The organism is Yersinia sp. 1252 StPb PI (assembly GCF_048593885.1).
Lineage (GTDB): Bacteria > Pseudomonadota > Gammaproteobacteria > Enterobacterales > Enterobacteriaceae > Yersinia > Yersinia enterocolitica_E.
Map to the genome: position 1 here is coordinate 1 of NZ_JAZGQE010000288.1, position 3,451 is coordinate 3,451.

Consider the following 3,451-nt stretch of genomic DNA (forward strand, 5'->3'; position numbering starts at 1 on the left):
TTCTATGATTAAAAGTAATTAAATAATAAACTTCCGGGATGGCTATGATGCTAAGTAATCTATTCGGGCTAAAAAACCGCTATCCTTTGCATATCCAGATAGCCGCTCTCTTCACCTTGTTGATCGTCTCAATAGGTACCGTCATTATTATTTTTGGTCATAGCCAACTGACTAAATTGACTGAAATCAGCACCAATCGGCAGTATCAAAAAACCGGAGAGGCGATTGCCGCTGAATTGGATGCTGTAACACGACCAATGATAATGTCGGTTAATATTCTTGCCAGTATGCAAATCACAGAACTATCGACCCTTGAACAACGAATGGCCTTTGTCGATAAATTTATTGAAATTCTGAAGCAGAATAGTTATGCCAGTGCCGTGTATAGCGCCTACGCTAATGGTGATTTTTTTATGCTGCGGCGTTTAACGGAAGCTAACCGTACATTATTCCATGCCCCTGAAGATGCCGAATGGATGGTTCAAAGTAATCGTTTTCTTGATAGTTTACCGGAGAAACGTTTTATTTATCTTAATAAGCAGCAGCGAGTGATTGCTGTTATGCCGCGTGAAAATGATAACTACGATCCACGGCGGCGGGATTGGTTTATTCTGGCCGCCGCAAGTCCTATGCTGATCACCTCTCCTATTTATATTTTTAAAGGCACCGGAGAAGTCGGTTTTACTTATAGCCGTCAGGCTGAGAATAAACAGACAATCATTGGATTGGACGTTTCCCTGGCTTCACTTTCGCAATTTTTAATAAAACAAAATCTGCCGCCAGGTAGCCAGGCCATTATTATTAATTCCCATGGTGAAGTTATCGCTAGCCTGCCAAAACCTAAAGATAAGGCGGCAGATAACACCAGTGCAGACCGGCAAATCCCTGTATTGCAAGTTTTGCTCAATAGTCAAAAAAATAGTCAGACAGCTAGCAACTCACCGGTAAACAATGCTAATCGTAGTATCATGTTTGAGGCACAAAATCAGCGCTGGTTCGGCTCAGTTGTTGAGATTAATAGCAACGGCAATGCCTATCAGTTGATTATTGCGACACCCGCCAGCTATCTGACAGCCGATGCAAATTCTATTCGTAATCACTCAACCTTTATTGCGTTTATTCTGTTAATGCTCAGCTTGCCGTTAGTTTGGTATTTCTCCAGAAAAATATCCAAACCCCTTATTCGTCTACGCCAGGACGCGGATTCCATCAGTAATCTCCATTTCGAAGAGCGCGAATTAGAACGCTCTGTGATTGAGGAAGTTGACGAGCTCCACAAATCAATGTCAAAAATGAAATCAACACTGAAGCAGTTTATTTCGATGGGAAATATGCTGACAGCAGAAAGTAATTTCTTCCGGCAGATGCAAGGGCTATTAAGTGAAACCACGGAAATTGCTGCCATGACCGGAGGGATTATTTTTCTGTCAGATAAAGATGAGGGAACCTTCACACCAACGGCATTTCGCTGGAATGGTGAAAATATCCCGGTAGCAGAAATGTCCTCATTACAAATTAAAGAAGACAATCTCACGACTTTCCTACCGGTACTCGAAGGGAAAACCATTGTAGGAACGCTCAATAAAGATAATATCTTTAGCCAATTACATGACTTCCTACAACCTTATTTGCCCCTACGCTTTGTTGCCGTACCGATGAAGACCCATGATAACCAATTGCTCGGATTCCTACTGTTATTTAACCCTTATGAGCTAAATGCTGAGCGTGAACGCTCAAAAATTCAATTAGTTAATGCCCTGGTGGGCAGTTTATCAGTTTCAGTAGAAACACAGCGATTATTGCAAGAGCAAAAAAACCTGCTCAACGCATTTATTGAGCTTATTGCCGGAGCTATCGATGCCAAAAGTGCCTATACCGGTGGGCATTGCCAGCGTGTGCCTGAAATAACTAAAATGCTCGCCCGTGCCGCAGTCAATATTAAACAGGGGCCTTTCGCCAACTTTACGTTATCAGAAAATGAGTGGGAAGAGCTACATACAGCCTGCTGGTTACATGACTGTGGCAAGATTACCACGCCGGAATTTGTAGTCGATAAATCAACAAAACTGGAGCTAATTTATGATCGCATCCATGAAATACGCATGCGGTTTGAAGTCTTAAAACGTGAGAAAGAAATCGCCTTCTTACGCCAATATGGTGCAATGAGCGCCAGTGAAGCCGATCAACAGTTGTTAGCTGAGGAATTACGCCAATTAGATGAAGATTTTTACTTTATTGCCAACTGCAATGTGGGTGGCGAGTATATGTCTGATGAAGCTATCGCGCGTATCCAGCAAATTGCCGCTTACCATTGGACTCGCACATTAGATGATAATGCAGGTATCGCCCAAGAAGAGCGAGTACGTAAAGCCAGACAACCCGCCGCTCCACTACCGGTACAGGAGCCAATGCTGGCGGATAAAGATGAACATATTATTTACCGTGATAATAAAAATAAGCGCCCGGAATATTTTGATTTCAAAGTACAGGAACCGAGGTTCCTCTATAACCGTGGCGAAATTTATAACCTCAGTATTCGCCGTGGCACCCTGACAGACGAGGATCGCTATAAAATAAACGAGCACATCATGCAGACCATCGTGATGTTAAATAAACTCCCCTTCCCACGAACCATGGCAAATGTCCCGGTGATTGCGGGTGGGCATCATGAACGCATGGACGGTAAAGGGTATCCTTATCAGCTCACCTATAAACAGATGAGTATTCCGGTGAGGATGATGGCCATAGCTGACGTATTTGAGGCTCTGACGGCTGCCGATCGACCTTATAAACCAGGGAAGTTGTTGTCCGAAGCCCTCAATATCATGGTCAACATGGTGAATGAGAATCATCTGGACCGGGAACTGTTTATTTTGTTCCTGCAATCGGGTATCTGGCACGAATATGCCGTTGCTTATCTACAAACAGATAAAATTGATCCAATTGATATTCCTGCATTATTGCAAAAAATTGGCCACCAGAATATCTCATTGGCAAAGACAGGATAACGACAAGGCGTGTTATTTTCCTGAGCGGTGAGTGTTATTTTTTAATCCATTCACCGCTCTCATTTTTACGATAGCTTTGTTTTACCGCACTCCAGGCGACTTTATGGGCAGTCGCTTCATGCGAGTCATCTCCGCGCCGTTCATCACTGTCCTGATATTGATCCCATGCACTGTTAAATGCCGCACGATATATATCTTGCGCATGGGCGGGGAGAACACTCCTCACTGGGTCTGGTAGTAATTCATTAGATTTATAAGGCATAACCCCTTCTTTTTCAGCTAATTACCAATACATAAACATATAGCTTACAGCGATAAATAAAATAATAATCCCGATTATATAACCTACCTTTGTCGGAAAAGCTTTCTCACCCGTTTTCGATGAGGGATCACTGGTTGTCTTTCTATTTTCTTCACTCATTATCTAATCCTCATTATGCTAA

The 3,451-nt window shown here is 42.8% G+C and carries 3 protein-coding genes; 1 reads left to right on the forward strand and 2 read right to left on the reverse strand.

Annotated features, from left to right (window positions below; genetic code table 11):
- The first annotated feature begins 47 nt into the window (after positions 1 to 47).
- Positions 48 to 3,008 carry an HD domain-containing phosphohydrolase gene (locus V2A85_RS22675; RefSeq protein ID WP_420072435.1) on the forward strand — a complete coding sequence of 987 codons (2,961 nt, stop codon included), beginning with the start codon at positions 48 to 50 and terminating at the stop codon, positions 3,006 to 3,008.
- A gap of 34 nt (positions 3,009 to 3,042) precedes the next feature.
- Here the strand turns inward: V2A85_RS22675 and V2A85_RS22680 are convergent, their stop codons facing one another.
- Together V2A85_RS22680 and V2A85_RS22685 are read right to left on the reverse strand one after the other, a co-directional pair.
- The gene (locus tag V2A85_RS22680; RefSeq protein WP_420072434.1) at positions 3,043 to 3,270 is read right to left on the reverse strand and encodes a ChaB family protein; all 228 of its coding nucleotides are present in this window, start codon (positions 3,268 to 3,270) and stop codon (positions 3,043 to 3,045) included.
- A 21-nt stretch (positions 3,271 to 3,291) separates the two neighbouring features.
- On the reverse strand, positions 3,292 to 3,429 hold the full coding sequence (locus V2A85_RS22685) for a hypothetical protein (RefSeq protein ID WP_372558745.1): 138 nt from the start codon (positions 3,427 to 3,429) through the stop codon (positions 3,292 to 3,294).
- Positions 3,430 to 3,451: the final 22 nt, after the last annotated feature.